This window comes from Bradyrhizobium sp. T-1, assembly GCF_053592855.1.
Window position 1 is genome coordinate 400,221 of the sequence record NZ_CM132115.1, and the last position, 13,446, is coordinate 413,666.

Annotated in this window: 10 protein-coding genes; 8 read left to right on the forward strand and 2 right to left on the reverse strand. The window is 64.5% G+C overall.

Features of this window, described 5'->3' with window-relative positions:
- Positions 1–104 precede the first annotated feature (104 nt).
- Both ACWAT4_RS01945 and ACWAT4_RS01950 read right to left on the reverse strand, forming a co-directional pair.
- On the reverse strand, positions 105–2,675 hold the full coding sequence (locus ACWAT4_RS01945; RefSeq protein WP_449729682.1) for an ABC transporter permease: 2,571 nt from the start codon (positions 2,673–2,675) through the stop codon (positions 105–107).
- The gene (locus ACWAT4_RS01950; protein WP_212303167.1) at positions 2,672–3,394 is read right to left on the reverse strand and encodes an ABC transporter ATP-binding protein; all 723 of its coding nucleotides are present in this window, start codon (positions 3,392–3,394) and stop codon (positions 2,672–2,674) included. The genes ACWAT4_RS01945 and ACWAT4_RS01950 overlap by 4 nt, the downstream gene beginning before the upstream one ends.
- A 55-nt stretch (positions 3,395–3,449) precedes the next feature.
- On the opposite strand from ACWAT4_RS01950, the gene ACWAT4_RS01955 reads away from it, so the two are divergent.
- From ACWAT4_RS01955 to ACWAT4_RS01990, 8 genes are all read left to right on the forward strand, one after another.
- On the forward strand, positions 3,450–4,085 hold the full coding sequence (locus ACWAT4_RS01955) for an arylesterase (protein ID WP_449729683.1): 636 nt from the start codon (positions 3,450–3,452) through the stop codon (positions 4,083–4,085).
- Between the two features lie 174 nt (positions 4,086–4,259).
- Positions 4,260–4,796, forward strand: a complete 537-nt coding sequence (thpR, locus tag ACWAT4_RS01960) for an RNA 2',3'-cyclic phosphodiesterase (protein WP_212303165.1) — start codon at positions 4,260–4,262, stop codon at positions 4,794–4,796.
- Between the two features lie 215 nt (positions 4,797–5,011).
- Entirely contained in the window at positions 5,012–6,199 is a 1,188-nt protein-coding gene (gene zapE / locus ACWAT4_RS01965) for a cell division protein ZapE (RefSeq protein ID WP_212303164.1), read from the forward strand.
- A gap of 245 nt (positions 6,200–6,444) precedes the next feature.
- Positions 6,445–7,413, forward strand: a complete 969-nt coding sequence (gene mdh / locus ACWAT4_RS01970) for a malate dehydrogenase (RefSeq protein WP_091893088.1) — start codon at positions 6,445–6,447, stop codon at positions 7,411–7,413.
- Positions 7,414–7,634: 221 nt separating this feature from the next.
- Positions 7,635–8,831: an ADP-forming succinate--CoA ligase subunit beta gene (sucC, locus tag ACWAT4_RS01975; RefSeq protein ID WP_212303163.1), complete on the forward strand. Its 1,197-nt coding sequence runs from the start codon at positions 7,635–7,637 to the stop codon at positions 8,829–8,831.
- 4 nt (positions 8,832–8,835) lie between these two features.
- Positions 8,836–9,315 carry a DUF1579 family protein gene (locus ACWAT4_RS01980; protein WP_212303162.1) on the forward strand — a complete coding sequence of 160 codons (480 nt, stop codon included), beginning with the start codon at positions 8,836–8,838 and terminating at the stop codon, positions 9,313–9,315.
- A 35-nt stretch (positions 9,316–9,350) separates the two neighbouring features.
- Positions 9,351–10,235 (forward strand): succinate--CoA ligase subunit alpha, encoded by an 885-nt coding sequence (gene sucD, locus ACWAT4_RS01985; RefSeq protein WP_212303161.1) that lies wholly within the window; start codon positions 9,351–9,353, stop codon positions 10,233–10,235.
- A gap of 135 nt (positions 10,236–10,370) precedes the next feature.
- Positions 10,371–13,328, forward strand: coding sequence for a 2-oxoglutarate dehydrogenase E1 component (locus tag ACWAT4_RS01990; protein WP_449729684.1), 2,958 nt, complete (start codon positions 10,371–10,373; stop codon positions 13,326–13,328).
- Positions 13,329–13,446 lie beyond the last annotated feature (118 nt).

Sequence of the window (13,446 nt, forward strand, 5' to 3'; positions counted from 1 at the left end):
ATGTCGCCCTCCACCTGCATTCCTGACGAGAACCTGACAAGCAGACGTGGTTAACCGCAGGAATCGTGCGATTTCGATCCAGTGCCGCCATCCGCTACCTTTTGTCACAAATTCCGCAACACCGTGGCGGGCTTCTTGTTCAACGCCAGGAGCGTGCCGGCGAGCCCAAGCCCGACCGTGACGACCAGGGCGGCCGCGACCACGCCCGCTGCGCTGCCGGCCTGCCAGACGAAAGTCAGCGTCATCAGCCGCGTCACGATCATCCAGGCTGCGATGCTGCCGGCAATCACGCCGAAGACGGCGGTGGCAAAGCCGATCAGGAGATATTCGAGCGCGTAGGCGCCGAGCAGCCGCAGCCGCGTGGCGCCGAGCGTCTTCAGGATCACCGCATCATAGACCCGGTGGCGATGGCCGGCGGCGAGCGCACCGCCGAGCACCAGGATCGCCGAGATCAGGGTCACGGCGCTGGCGCCGCGAATCGCGAGCGCGAGATTGGTCACCACCGAGCCGACGGTTTCCATCACCTCGCGCACGCGCACGCTCGTCACCATCGGAAAGGCGTCGGCCACCTGCTTGATGATCTTGCCGTCGCCGGACGCATCCCCGCCGGCTTCGGTCAGCGTCGCGATGTGGGTATGCGGCGCGCCCTTGAAGGCGTTGGGCGAGAACACCAGCACGAAATTGATGCCGAGCCCCTGCCAGTCGATGGTGCGCAGATTGCCGATTTTCGCCGGGATGTCGCGGCCGAGCACGTTGACGACGATTTCGTCGCCGAGCTTGAGGCCGAGCCCGTCGGCGATCTTCTTCTCCATCGAGACCAGCGGCGGTCCGGAATAGTCCGCACGCCACCACTCGCCTTCGACCACCTTGGAGCCCTTCGGAAGCTCGCCGGTATAGGTCAGGCCGCGATCGCTTTGTAGCACCCATTCGGAATCGGTGGTGGGCTTGAGGTCTTCGGCGCGCACCCCGCCGGCGGCGACGATGCGCCCGCGCAGCATCGGCACGTCCTCGACCTTCGCACCAGGGGCGATCTGGCGCAGATAGCCGTCGAACTCGGCGGCCTGCGGGCTCGGAATGTCGATGAAGTAGAACGACGGCGCTCGATCGGGCAGCGCGGCGAGAAACTGCCGGCGCAGATTGCCGTCGATCTGGGTGATGGTGACGAGCACGGCGAGGCCAAGGCCAAGCGACAGCACGACCGACGGCGTCAGCGCGCCCGGCCGGTGGATGTTGGCGATCGCCAGCCGCAGCATGGTGAAGCGCGTGCGCGGCAGACGCCGCGCGATCGCCATCAGCACGGCGGCGACGCCGCGCAGCACTGCGAACACGACGACGGAGGAGACCACGAACACCGTGGCGATGCGCTTGTCGAAGGACAGTCCGATCACTACGGCGACGAGCAGCGCGACGACGACGGCCATCAACACGAGATAGCTCCAGCGCGGCCGGTGCCATTCCGAGCTGATGGTGTCGCGGAACAGCGCGGCGACCGGGACGTCATGCACGCGTCCGAGCGGCCACAGCCCGAAGGTGAGCGCGGTCAAGAGGCCGTAGACGAAGGACAGCGCGAGCTCGTCGGCATGCACGGCCGGCACCACCGGCAGCGGCAGCAGTTTTCCGAACAGGCCGACGATGGCAAACGGCATCGCCGCGCCGAGCGCGAGGCCAATGACGGAGCCGATCGCGGCGAGCAGGACGACCTGCGCGAGATAGATGCCGAACACGTCGCGGCCCGTCGCGCCCACGGCCTTGAATGCCGCGATGACCTCGAGCCGGCGGTCGATATGGCTCTTCACCGCGTTGGCGACGCCGACACCGCCGACGAGGAGCGCCGCGAGGCCGACCAGGGTCAGGAATTGCGTGAAGCGGCCGATATTGCGCTCGAGCTGTGGCGAGGCATTGGAGCGGCTGCGGACCTCCCAGCCGGCCTGCGGCGCGGCGTTGCGCGCATCCGCGATGAAAGCGTCGGTGGCGCGGTCGCTGTTGGCGGTGTCAGGCAGTTTGACGCGGTAGACCCAGCGCACCAGGCTGCCGGGCTGGATCAGGCCGGTGGCGCGCAAGGCCGCCTCGCTGATCAGGAAGCGCGGACCAAAACCGATGCCGCCGGCGAGCTTGTCGGGCTCGGCCTCGACGCTCGAGCGGATCTGGAAGGTCGCAGATCCAATGGTGACGCGGTCGCCGACCTTCAGCGAGAGCCGCGCCAGCAGCGTCGGATCGGCGGCCGCGCCGAATGCGCCGTCACGCACCGCGAGCAGATCGGACAACGGCAGCGGCGGCGCCAGCGTCAATTGGCCGAGCATCGGATAGGTGTCGTCGACCGCCTTCATCTCGACCAGCGCCAGCTTGCCCTCGGCCGAGCGCGCCATGCCGCGCAGGGTGGCCGCTGTCGAGACCGTGCCGCGCGAGCGCAGGAAGGCGACTTCCTCCGGTTTCGCCTCGCGCTGGAACAACACGAACGACACATCGCCGCCGAGCAACGTGCGGCCCTCACGTGCGAGGCCGTCGCTCAGGCTCGCCGAGACCGAGCCGACGCCGGCAATCGCCATCACGCCGAGCGCGATGCAGGCGATGAAGACGTAGAAGCCGCGCAGGCCCCCGCGCAATTCGCGCAAGGCATAACGCAGCGACAAGGCAATGCCGTTCGGCTTCGCAAACGGTTCGACGGCGATGCTCATGCTTTGGTCGTCTGCGTGTCGATGCGGCCCGAGCGCAGCCGGATCACGCGATCGCAGCGATGCGCGAGCGAGGAATCGTGCGTGACCAGCACCAGCGTCATGCCGCGCTCGGCATGCTTGGTGAAGAGCAGATCGACGATCTGCTTGCCGGTGGCCTCGTCGAGATTGCCGGTCGGTTCATCGGCGACGAGGATGGCGGGATCGGGCGCCAGCGCGCGCGCGAGCGCGACGCGCTGCTGCTCGCCGCCGGAGAGTTGGGTCGGATAATGATGCAGGCGATCGCCGAGCCCGACCGATTGCAGCTCCTCGGCCGCGCGCTTGCTGGCGTCGGGATTGCCGGCGAGCTCGAGCGGCACGGCGACGTTCTCCAGCGCCGTCATGGTCGGGATCAGATGGAAGGACTGGAAGACGATGCCGACCTGGCGGCCGCGGAAGCGGGCCAGCGCGTCCTCGTCGAGGGCATTGAAAGGCGTGCCGTTGACTACCACCTCTCCGCTATCAGGACGCTCCAGCCCCGCCATCACCATCAGCAGCGTGGATTTGCCCGAGCCTGACGGGCCGATCAGGCCGATCGTCTCCCCCGAGCCGACGCGCAAGCTGATATCCTTGAGGATGTGAACGCGTGCCGCGCCCGACCCCAATGACAGATTGACGTTGGAGATGGCGATGGTGTCCGGCACGGTGCCGGCGAGCGAAGAGGTTTCGATGCGACTGTCCATGGTCCGGTCATATGGCAACTCCGCTGGCGCGGTCGAGAGGCGTTACGGATTGTTCATGCACATAGCCGTGTTGATGCTCGCTTTGATGACGCTCGCCCATCCGGTTTGGGCGGACACGACAAAACCGATCAAGCTTGTCGTTTTAGGCGATTCCTTGAGTGCCGGTCTCGGCCTCCCGGCCCAGGATGCGTTTCCGGCCAAGCTGCAAAAAGCCTTGCAGGCCAAAGGTATAGCCGTCGACATGACCAATGCCGGCGTGTCGGGTGACACCTCGTCCGGCGGCCGCGACCGGCTCGACTGGTCGGTGCCGGATGGAACTGAGGGTGTGATCCTCGAGCTCGGCGCCAATGATGCGATGCGCGGCATCGATCCCGACTTGACGCGGGCGGCGCTGACCGACATCGTTCAGCGTCTGAAGGCGCGCAAGATCGCCGTGATGCTGTGTGGCATGCTGGCGCCGCCGAATTTCGGCGCCGACTATGGCGCGCGCTTCAATTCGATTTATCCGGATCTGGCGAAGCAGTTCGACGTGCCGCTCTATCCGTTCTTCCTCGACGGTGTCGCGGCCGACGCCAGGCTCAACCAGGCCGACGGCATTCACCCGACCGCCGAAGGCGTCGACATCATCGTCAACAAGTTGCTGCCCACGGTGGAGGCATTCGTGCGCACGATCGGCGAGCAGCGCCGTTGAAAATCAGGCAACGCTAACCCTAACACCCAGGGTTTTCCCGGTGTAGCCTCGGCAACACTTCGCAGAGTCACACAACTGCGATAGGAATTAGAGTACAGATGATTCGTCGCCGGCTCTAAAATTTGGATATGATCCTTCCCAGGGATCGTGCCCAAGCATCGGGAGTGCGAAACGATGCCGCGTTTGTTCACTGGTCTGGAAATCCCGGCAGAGGTCTGCCAGACGCTTTCCAATTTGCGAGGTGGCCTTCCCGGCGCCCGCTGGATCGATCCCGAAAATTATCACGTCACCCTGCGCTTCATCGGCGACATCGACGGCGTCTCTGCCAACGAGATCGCATCGATGTTGTTTCGCGTCGACCGCAAGCCGTTCGAGGTGAAGGTGCAGGGCTTGCAAAGCTTCGGCGGCCGCAAGCCGCGCGCGGTGGTCGCCACCATCGCGCCGAGCAAGCCGCTGATGGATTTGCAGGCCGAGCTCGAACGCATGATGCAGCGGATCGGCCTCGATCCGGAGGGGCGCAAGTTCATACCGCATGTCACGCTGGCCCGGCTGCACGACGCCACCGACCGGGACGTCGCCGACTATCTCTCGATCCGCGGTTACTTCCCGAGCAAGGCGTTCACGGCCGAACGTTTCGTGCTGTTCTCGTCGCGCGCATCGACCGGTGGCGGCCCGTATGTGGTCGAGGATGCCTACGAATTGTGTGAGTAGCTCCCTCTTCACCTCGCCCCGCCTGCGGGGAGAGGTCGGATCGCTCTTGCGATCCGGGTGAGGGGGTACCGGTCTCACCGCGATCTCAAGCGTTGAGAGAGGCCCCTCACCCCAACCCTCTCCCCGTAAGAACGGCGCGAGGGAGAAGAAAGCGCATAGCGCCCCGCACCATTTGACGGCTTGCAATTTCCGCCGGTCTCTGGCGGTAAAGGGCGATGCTCTCCACCCAAAATTCCTCCTTCAGCGACGCGTATCAGGCCCAGATCGCCTCCGGCGCGATCGAGCCCGATGCCGCGCAAGCCGAAGTCGCCGAGGCCTATGCCGCGCTGGATCTGCGGCTCGCGAACTACAAGCCGCAGCGCAAGCAGGGCCTGCTCGCCCGCCTGTTCAGCAACAATGACAAGGATGAGGCGCCGCGGGGGCTGTACATCCACGGCGAGGTCGGTCGCGGCAAGACCATGCTGATGGATCTGTTCTTCCAGCACGCAACCGTCGAGCACAAGCGCCGCGCGCATTTCCATGAATTCATGGCCGACGTGCACGAGCGCATCTACGATTATCGCCAGGGCATCGCGCGCGGACAGATCCCGGATGGCGACGTCATCGCGCTGACCGCGAACGCGATCTTCGAGGAAAGCTGGTTGCTCTGCTTCGACGAATTCCACGTCACCGACATCGCGGATGCGATGATCCTCGGGCGCCTTTTTGCAAAGCTGTTCGAGCTCGGCACCGTCGTGGTCGCGACCTCCAACGTCGCGCCCGACGATCTCTACAAGGGCGGGTTGAACCGCGCGCTGTTCCTGCCCTTCATCAAGCAGATCAACGACCACATGGACGTCTCGCGGCTCGACGCGCGCACCGACTTCCGGCTGGAGAAGCTTCAGGGCGTGCCGATGTGGCTGACGCCGGCGGACGGCGATGCCGACGCCGCGCTCAATCGCGCCTGGGCAAAGATGACCGGCAACGCCAAGTGCAAGTCGCGCGACATTTCGATCAAGGGCCGCATCCTGCACGTGCCGTGCTCGGCCCATGGCGTCGCGCGGTTCTCGTTCGCCGATCTCTGCGAGAAGCCGCTCGGTGCATCCGACTACCTCAGGCTGGCGCACGACTATCACACCATCCTGGTCGACCATATTCCAGTGATGGATTTCTCCCAGCGCAATGCGGCCAAGCGCTTCATCACGCTGATCGACACGCTCTATGACAATGCCGTGAAGCTGATGGCGTCCGCCGACGCCAACCCGATCTCGCTCTACCTCGCCACCGAGGGCAACGAGGCCATGGAGTTCAAGCGGACCTCGTCGCGCCTGATCGAAATGAGCTCGGAATCCTACCTGGCGCTGGCTCACGGCCGCAAGGATTCCACCGCCAGCGGCTCGACCAAGGGCCTGGTGGAGACTTAAGTCCTATTTGTCAGCGCTGTCATTCCGGGATGCGCCGCAGGCGCAGGCCCGGAATCCATAACCACCATCGGGAGTATGGATTCCGGGCTCGCGCTACGCGCGCCCCGGAATGACGGCGTCAGTAGGTTGGCTGCTAACTCGGCAAGCCCGACAATTGGGCATCCACCGACTTGAACGGCGGAGGCGAAAGGGATAACCACCCTCTCAGTTTTCCCCTCCTTAACGTGTCTAAAGGACAGGTTCACATGGCGCGCGACAAGATTGCTTTGATTGGCTCCGGTCAGATCGGCGGAACGCTGGCTCACCTCATCGGCCTGAAAGAACTGGGCGACGTCGTGATGTTCGACATCGCCGAGGGCGTGCCGCAGGGCAAGGCGCTCGACATCGCGCAGTCCTCGCCGGTCGACGGCTTCGACGCGCATTACAGCGGCGCCAATTCCTACGAAGCGCTCGACAACGCCAAGGTCTGCATCGTCACCGCCGGTGTGCCGCGCAAGCCCGGCATGAGCCGCGACGATCTCCTCTCCATCAACCTCAAGGTCATGGAGCAGGTCGGTGCCGGCATCAAGAAGTACGCCCCCGACGCGTTCGTCATCTGCATCACCAACCCGCTCGACGCCATGGTCTGGGCGCTGCAGAAGGCCTCGGGCCTGCCGCACAAGAAGGTCGTCGGCATGGCCGGCGTGCTCGACTCCGCGCGCTTCCGCTATTTCCTGGCCGACGAGTTCAACGTCTCCGTTGAAGACGTCACCGCCTTCGTGCTCGGCGGCCATGGCGACACCATGGTGCCGCTGGTGAAGTACTCCACCGTCGCCGGCATTCCGCTGCCCGACCTCGTCAAGATGGGCTGGACCTCGCAGGCGCGCCTCGACGAGATCGTCGACCGCACCCGCAACGGCGGCGCCGAGATCGTCAATTTGCTCAAGACCGGCTCGGCGTTCTACGCTCCCGCCGCATCGGCAATCGCGATGGCGGAGAGCTATCTGCGCGACAAGAAGCGCGTGCTGCCCTGCGCCGCCTATCTCAACGGCGAGTACAGCGTGAAGGACATGTATGTCGGCGTGCCCGTTGTGATCGGCTCCAAGGGTGTCGAGCGCGTCGTCGAGATCGAGCTCGCGGGCAAGGACCGCGAGGCCTTCGACAAGTCAGTCGGTGCCGTGCAGGGCCTCGTGGACGCCTGCAAGAAGATCGCCCCCGATCTTCTCGGCCGCTAAGGGCAAACAATCCCGCCGAAGGCCAAAAAACCGGTCTTCGGCGGTTTCATTTCCGGGCCTCGCTGCATTCCTCACTGAAGGCTGGCGGGTTCCGGGTTCGGCAGTCCAGAGATCTCGAAGTCAAAGAATCCGGGTTGCAGTTCCTGTGGTATATGGTATGCCAGCCACAAGACTGAGGTGGGCCCATGGGGTCACCGCCCGCGGGTTCAGGGAGCGACCATATGAATATTCATGAATATCAAGCCAAAGCGCTGCTGAACGAGTTCGGCGTCCCGATCTCCAAGGGCGTGCCGGTCCTTAAGGCCACCGACGCGGAAGCTGCCGCCAAGGCTCTTCCCGGTCCGGTTTACGTGGTGAAGAGCCAGATCCACGCTGGCGGCCGCGGCAAGGGCAAGTTCAAGGAAGCTTCAGCCGGCGACAAGGGCGGCGTCCGCATCGCCAAGTCCGCCGCGGAAGTCTCCGAATTCGCCAAGCAGATGCTCGGCGCCACGCTGGTGACCGTGCAGACCGGCCCGGCCGGCAAGCAGGTCAACCGCCTCTACATCGAGGACGGCTCCGACATCGACAAGGAGTTCTATCTCTCGATCCTGGTCGACCGCGAGACCTCGCGCGTCTCCTTCGTCGTCTCGACCGAAGGCGGCGTCAACATCGAGGACGTCGCGCACAACACGCCCGAGAAGATCGTCACTTTCTCGGTCGATCCCGCGACCGGGATCATGGGACACCATGGCCGCACCGTCGCCAACGCGCTGAAGCTTTCCGGCGATCTCGCCAAGCAGGCTGAGAAGCTCACCGCGCAGCTCTACGCGGCCTTCGTCGCCAAGGACATGTCGATGCTGGAGATCAACCCGCTGGTCGTGACCAAGCAGGGCCAGCTCCGCGTGCTCGACGCCAAGGTGTCGTTCGACGACAACGCGCTGTTCCGCCACCCCGAGGTGCTCGCGCTGCGCGACGAGACCGAGGAAGACGCCAAGGAAATCGAGGCGTCCAAGTACGACCTCAACTACGTCACCCTCGACGGCAACATCGGCTGCATGGTCAATGGCGCCGGTCTTGCCATGGCGACGATGGACATCATCAAGCTCTACGGCATGGCGCCGGCGAACTTTCTCGACGTCGGCGGCAGCGCCAGCAAGGAGAAGGTCGCAGCCGCGTTCAAGATCATCACCGCGGATCCCAACGTGAAGGGCATCCTGGTCAACATCTTCGGTGGTATCATGAAGTGCGACGTGATCGCCGAGGGCGTCACCGCAGCCGTGCGCGAGGTCGGCCTCGGCGTGCCGCTGGTGGTTCGCCTCGAGGGCACCAACGTCGAGCTCGGCAAGAAGATCATCCGTGAATCCGGCCTGAACGTGGTGCCCGCGGACAATCTCGACGACGCCGCGCAGAAGATCGTGAAGGCCGTCAAGGGAGGCTAAGGCCATGGCCCAGGACCATCTCTCCGCATCATCTCCGCTCACCGAGCACATGCGCCTGTCGGCGTTCGCCGGCGAATGGAATGGTGAAGAGGTGGTCTTTCCGTCGCGCTGGACGGAAGGCGGGCCGGCCACGTCGCACGTCGTCGCGCGCATGGACCTCAACGGGTTCTACCTGATCCAGGACAGTGTCCAGATGCGCGAGGGCAAGCAGAGCTTCGCCACCCACGGCATCTTCACCTTCGACCGCGACGACCGGACCTACAAATTGTTCTGGTACGATTCACTCGGCTACACGCCGCCCTCGCCCGCTTCCGGCGGGTGGGTCGGCAAGACCCTGACGCTGGTGCGCGGCTCGCTCCGCGGCAATGCGCGCCACGTCTACGAGATCATCGACGACAATTCCTACTCGTTGAAGATTCAGTTCTCGCCGGATGCGGAAGGCTGGGCTGACGTGCTCACCGGCGTCTACCGCCGCATCCACTGACCTCTCACTCTGTTAGTTTCGCGAAAGCAGACCTCATGTCCATCCTGATCGACAAGAACACCAAGGTCATCTGCCAGGGCTTCACCGGCAAGAACGGCACCTTCCATTCCGAGGCTGCGATTGCTTACGGCACCAAGATGGTCGGCGGCACCTCGCCCGGCAAAGGCGGCTCGACCCACCTGAACCTGCCGGTGTTCGACACCGTGCGCGAAGCGCGTGAAAAGACCGGTGCGGATGCATCGGTGATCTACGTGCCGCCGCCGGGCGCAGCGGATGCGATCTGCGAAGCCATCGACGCCGAGATCCCGCTGATCGTCTGCATCACCGAGGGCATTCCCGTCGTCGACATGGTGCGCGTGAAGCGCTCGCTGATCGGCTCCAAGTCGCGCCTGATCGGGCCGAACTGCCCGGGCGTCATGACCGCCGGCGAGTGCAAGATCGGCATCATGCCCGCCAACATCTTCAAGACCGGCTCGGTCGGCATCGTCTCCCGCTCGGGCACGCTGACCTATGAGGCCGTGTTCCAGACCTCCCAGGAAGGCCTCGGCCAGACCACTGCGGTCGGCATCGGTGGCGACCCGGTCAAGGGCACCGAGTTCATCGACGTGCTGGAAATGCTCCTGGCCGACCCCAAGACCGAGTCGATCATCATGATCGGCGAGATCGGCGGTTCCGCCGAGGAAGACGCCGCCCAGTTCCTGAAGGACGAGGCCAAGCGCGGCCGCAAGAAGCCGATGGTCGGTTTCATCGCCGGCGTCACGGCACCTCCCGGCCGCCGCATGGGCCATGCCGGCGCGATCATCTCGGGCGGTAAGGGCGATGCCGGTTCCAAGACCGACGCGATGAAATCCGCAGGGATTACAGTGTCACCGTCGCCGGCGCGCCTCGGCCATACGCTTGCCGAAAAGTTGAAAGGCTAATTCACTTCTTCGTGCTTTTCCGGGCGAAGTTTCGCAGCAAATGGGGTAAAGGGTGCCTGTCGCGTCGAGCCCTGTCGGGGAGCTCGGCGCCAGCGCCGTTTGTTATGCGCGAACCGAAATCGCCAGGAACCCAGTATGTCTCGCCAGGACGCGAACGCAGCCTTTGCCCTGTCATCATTTTTGCAGGGCACCAACGCCAGCTACATCGACGAAATCTACGCCCGCTACGAGAAGGACCCATCCTCGGTCGACGCTGAGTGGCAGGAGTTCTTCAAGAGCCTCAACGACCAGCCCGCTGACGTCCGGAAGAACGCCGAGGGCCCGTCCTGGGAGCGCGCCAACTGGCCGCTGACCCCGAAGGACGATCTCACCTCCGCCCTCGACGGCAACTGGGCCGAGGTCGAGAAGACGGTCGGCGCCAAGATCGCCGCCAAGGCGCAGGCCAAGGGCGCCGACATCTCCTCCGCCGATCTGCTCCAGGCCACGCGCGACTCCGTCCGTGCGTTGATGCTGATCCGCTCCTACCGCATGCGGGGTCACTTCCACGCCAAGCTCGACCCGCTCGGTATCGAAGCCCCGCGCAACCGCGAAGAGCTCGACCCGCGCACCTACGGCTTCAGCGAAGCCGATTTCGACCGCAAGATCTTCCTCGACCATGTGCTCGGCCTCGAATATGGCAGCTTGCGCGAAATCACCGCGATCTGCGAGCGCACCTACTGCCAGACGCTCGGCGTCGAGTTCATGCATATCAGCAATGCGGCGCAGAAGGCCTGGATCCAGGAGCGCATCGAGGGACCCGATAAGGAAATCTCCTTCACCCGCGAAGGCCGCCGCGCCATCCTGATGAAGCTGGTGGAGGCCGAGGGCTTCGAAAAATTCTGCGACACCAAGTTCACCGGCACCAAGCGCTTCGGCCTCGATGGCGGCGAATCCCTGATCCCCGCGCTCGAGCAGATCATCAAGCGTGGCGGCAATCTCGGCGTGAAGGAAATCGTGCTGGGCATGCCGCATCGCGGCCGCCTCAACGTGCTGACCCAGGTGATGGGCAAGGCGCATCGCGCCCTGTTCCACGAATTCAAGGGCGGTTCGGCCAACCCTGACGCGGTCGAAGGCTCGGGCGACGTCAAGTATCACCTCGGCGCCTCCTCGGATCGCGAGTTCGACGGCAACCGCATCCATCTGTCGCTGACCGCCAATCCCTCGCATCTCGAGATCGTCGACCCCGTCGTGCTCGGCAAGGTCCGCGCCAAGCAGGACCAGCACGGCGATCCGCCGGACATGCGCATCTCCGTCATGCCGCTCCTGATGCACGGCGACGCTGCGTTCGCCGGCCAGGGTGTGGTCGCGGAGTGCTTCGGCCTGTCGGACCTGAAGGGCTACCGCACCGGCGGCTCCGTGCACTTCATCGTCAACAACCAGATCGGCTTCACCACCTATCCGCGTTACTCGCGCTCCTCGCCCTATCCGTCGGATGTGGCGAAGATGATCGACGCGCCGATCTTCCACGTGAACGGCGACGATCCGGAAGCCGTCGTGTTCGCGGCCAAGGTCGCGACCGAATTCCGGCAGAAGTTCCACAAGCCCGTCGTCATCGACATGTGGTGCTATCGCCGTTACGGCCACAATGAGGGCGACGAGCCGGCCTTCACCCAGCCGGTGATGTACAAGCGGATCGCCGCTCATCCCTCGACCCTCACGCTCTACTCCAAGCGCCTGATCGCCGAAGGCGTGGTCACCGAGGGAGAGGCCGACAAGCTGAAGGCCGATTGGCGCGCCCGGCTCGATGCCGAGTTCGAGGCCGGCACCTCCTACAAGCCGAACAAGGCCGACTGGCTCGACGGCAAGTGGGCGGGCTTCAAGATCGCCGACCAGGAAGAGGACGCGCGTCGCGGCGTCACCGGCGTCGATCTGCCGATCCTGAAGGACATCGGCCGCAAGATCACCAAGGTGCCGGACGGTTTCCGCGTTCACCGCACCATCCAGCGTTTCCTGGAAAACCGCTCCAAGGCGATCGACGGTGGCAACGGCATCGACTGGGCGACCGGCGAAGCGCTGGCGTTCTGCTCGCTGCTGAACGAGAACCACCATGTCCGCCTGTCTGGTCAGGACTGCGAGCGCGGCACCTTCTCGCAGCGCCACTCGGTTCTGATCGACCAGGAGGACGAGAGCCGCTACACGCCGTTCAACCATCTCGGTCACGAGCAGGGCCATTACGAGGTCATCAACTCGCTGCTGTCGGAAGAAGCCGTGCTCGGCTTCGAATACGGCTATTCGCTCGCCGAGCCGAACACGCTGACGCTGTGGGAAGCCCAGTTCGGCGACTTCGCCAACGGCGCGCAGGTCTTGTTCGACCAGTTCATCTCCTCGGGCGAGCGCAAATGGCTGCGCATGTCCGGTCTCGTCTGCCTGCTGCCGCACGGCTATGAGGGCCAGGGACCGGAGCACTCCTCGGCGCGCCTCGAGCGTTACCTGCAGATGTGCGCGGAAGACAACATGCAGGTGGTCTATCCGACCACGCCGGCGAACTACTTCCACGTGCTGCGCCGTCAGCTTCATCGTGAGATCCGCAAGCCGCTGATCCTGATGACGCCGAAGTCGCTGCTCCGTCACAAGCGGGCGGTGTCCCGTCTCGAGGAGCTCGCGAAGGGCACGACCTTCCACCGCATCCTCTATGATGACGCCCAGATGCTGCCGAGCGAAGCCATCAAGCTCGTTCCGGATGAAAAGATCCGCCGCATCGTGCTGTGCTCGGGCAAGGTCTATTACGACCTCTACGAAGAGCGCGAGAAGCGCGGCATCGACGACATCTATCTGATGCGCGTCGAGCAGCTCTATCCGGTGCCGCTGAAGGCGCTGGTGGCCGAGCTGTCCCGCTTCAAGAAGGCCGAAGTGATCTGGTGCCAGGAGGAGCCCCGTAACATGGGTGCGTGGCACTTCATCGAGCCCTATCTGGAATGGGTGCTGAACCAGGTGAACGGTGCGAGCAGGCGTCCGCGTTATGTCGGCCGCGCCGCTTCCGCCGCGACCGCCACTGGTCTGATGTCCAAGCATCAGGCGCAGCTGAAGGCGTTCCTGGACGAAGCATTGAGCTGAGCTTTTTCGAACTGCGTCATGCCCCGCCGACAAGGCGGGGCATCCAGCAAGACGTGACGTCCTCGTGAATGCGATGCGTCCCGGCTTGCTGGATGGCCTGCTTTTCGTCGGCCGTGAC

Excerpts from the sequence above, each read along its gene's own strand:
- mdh (WP_091893088.1), top strand. The coding sequence starts at position 6,445 with ATGGCGCGCGACAAGATTGCTTTGATTGGCTCCGGTCAGATCGGCGGA.
- ACWAT4_RS01955 (WP_449729683.1), top strand. The coding sequence starts at position 3,450 with ATGCACATAGCCGTGTTGATGCTCGCTTTGATGACGCTCGCCCATCCG.
- sucD (WP_212303161.1), top strand. The coding sequence starts at position 9,351 with ATGTCCATCCTGATCGACAAGAACACCAAGGTCATCTGCCAGGGCTTC.
- ACWAT4_RS01980 (WP_212303162.1), top strand. The coding sequence starts at position 8,836 with ATGGCCCAGGACCATCTCTCCGCATCATCTCCGCTCACCGAGCACATG.
- thpR (WP_212303165.1), top strand. The coding sequence starts at position 4,260 with ATGCCGCGTTTGTTCACTGGTCTGGAAATCCCGGCAGAGGTCTGCCAG.
- ACWAT4_RS01950 (WP_212303167.1), bottom strand. The coding sequence starts at position 3,394 with ATGGACAGTCGCATCGAAACCTCTTCGCTCGCCGGCACCGTGCCGGAC.
- sucC (WP_212303163.1), top strand. The coding sequence starts at position 7,635 with ATGAATATTCATGAATATCAAGCCAAAGCGCTGCTGAACGAGTTCGGC.
- ACWAT4_RS01990 (WP_449729684.1), top strand. The coding sequence starts at position 10,371 with ATGTCTCGCCAGGACGCGAACGCAGCCTTTGCCCTGTCATCATTTTTG.
- zapE (WP_212303164.1), top strand. The coding sequence starts at position 5,012 with ATGCTCTCCACCCAAAATTCCTCCTTCAGCGACGCGTATCAGGCCCAG.
- ACWAT4_RS01945 (WP_449729682.1), bottom strand. The coding sequence starts at position 2,675 with ATGAGCATCGCCGTCGAACCGTTTGCGAAGCCGAACGGCATTGCCTTG.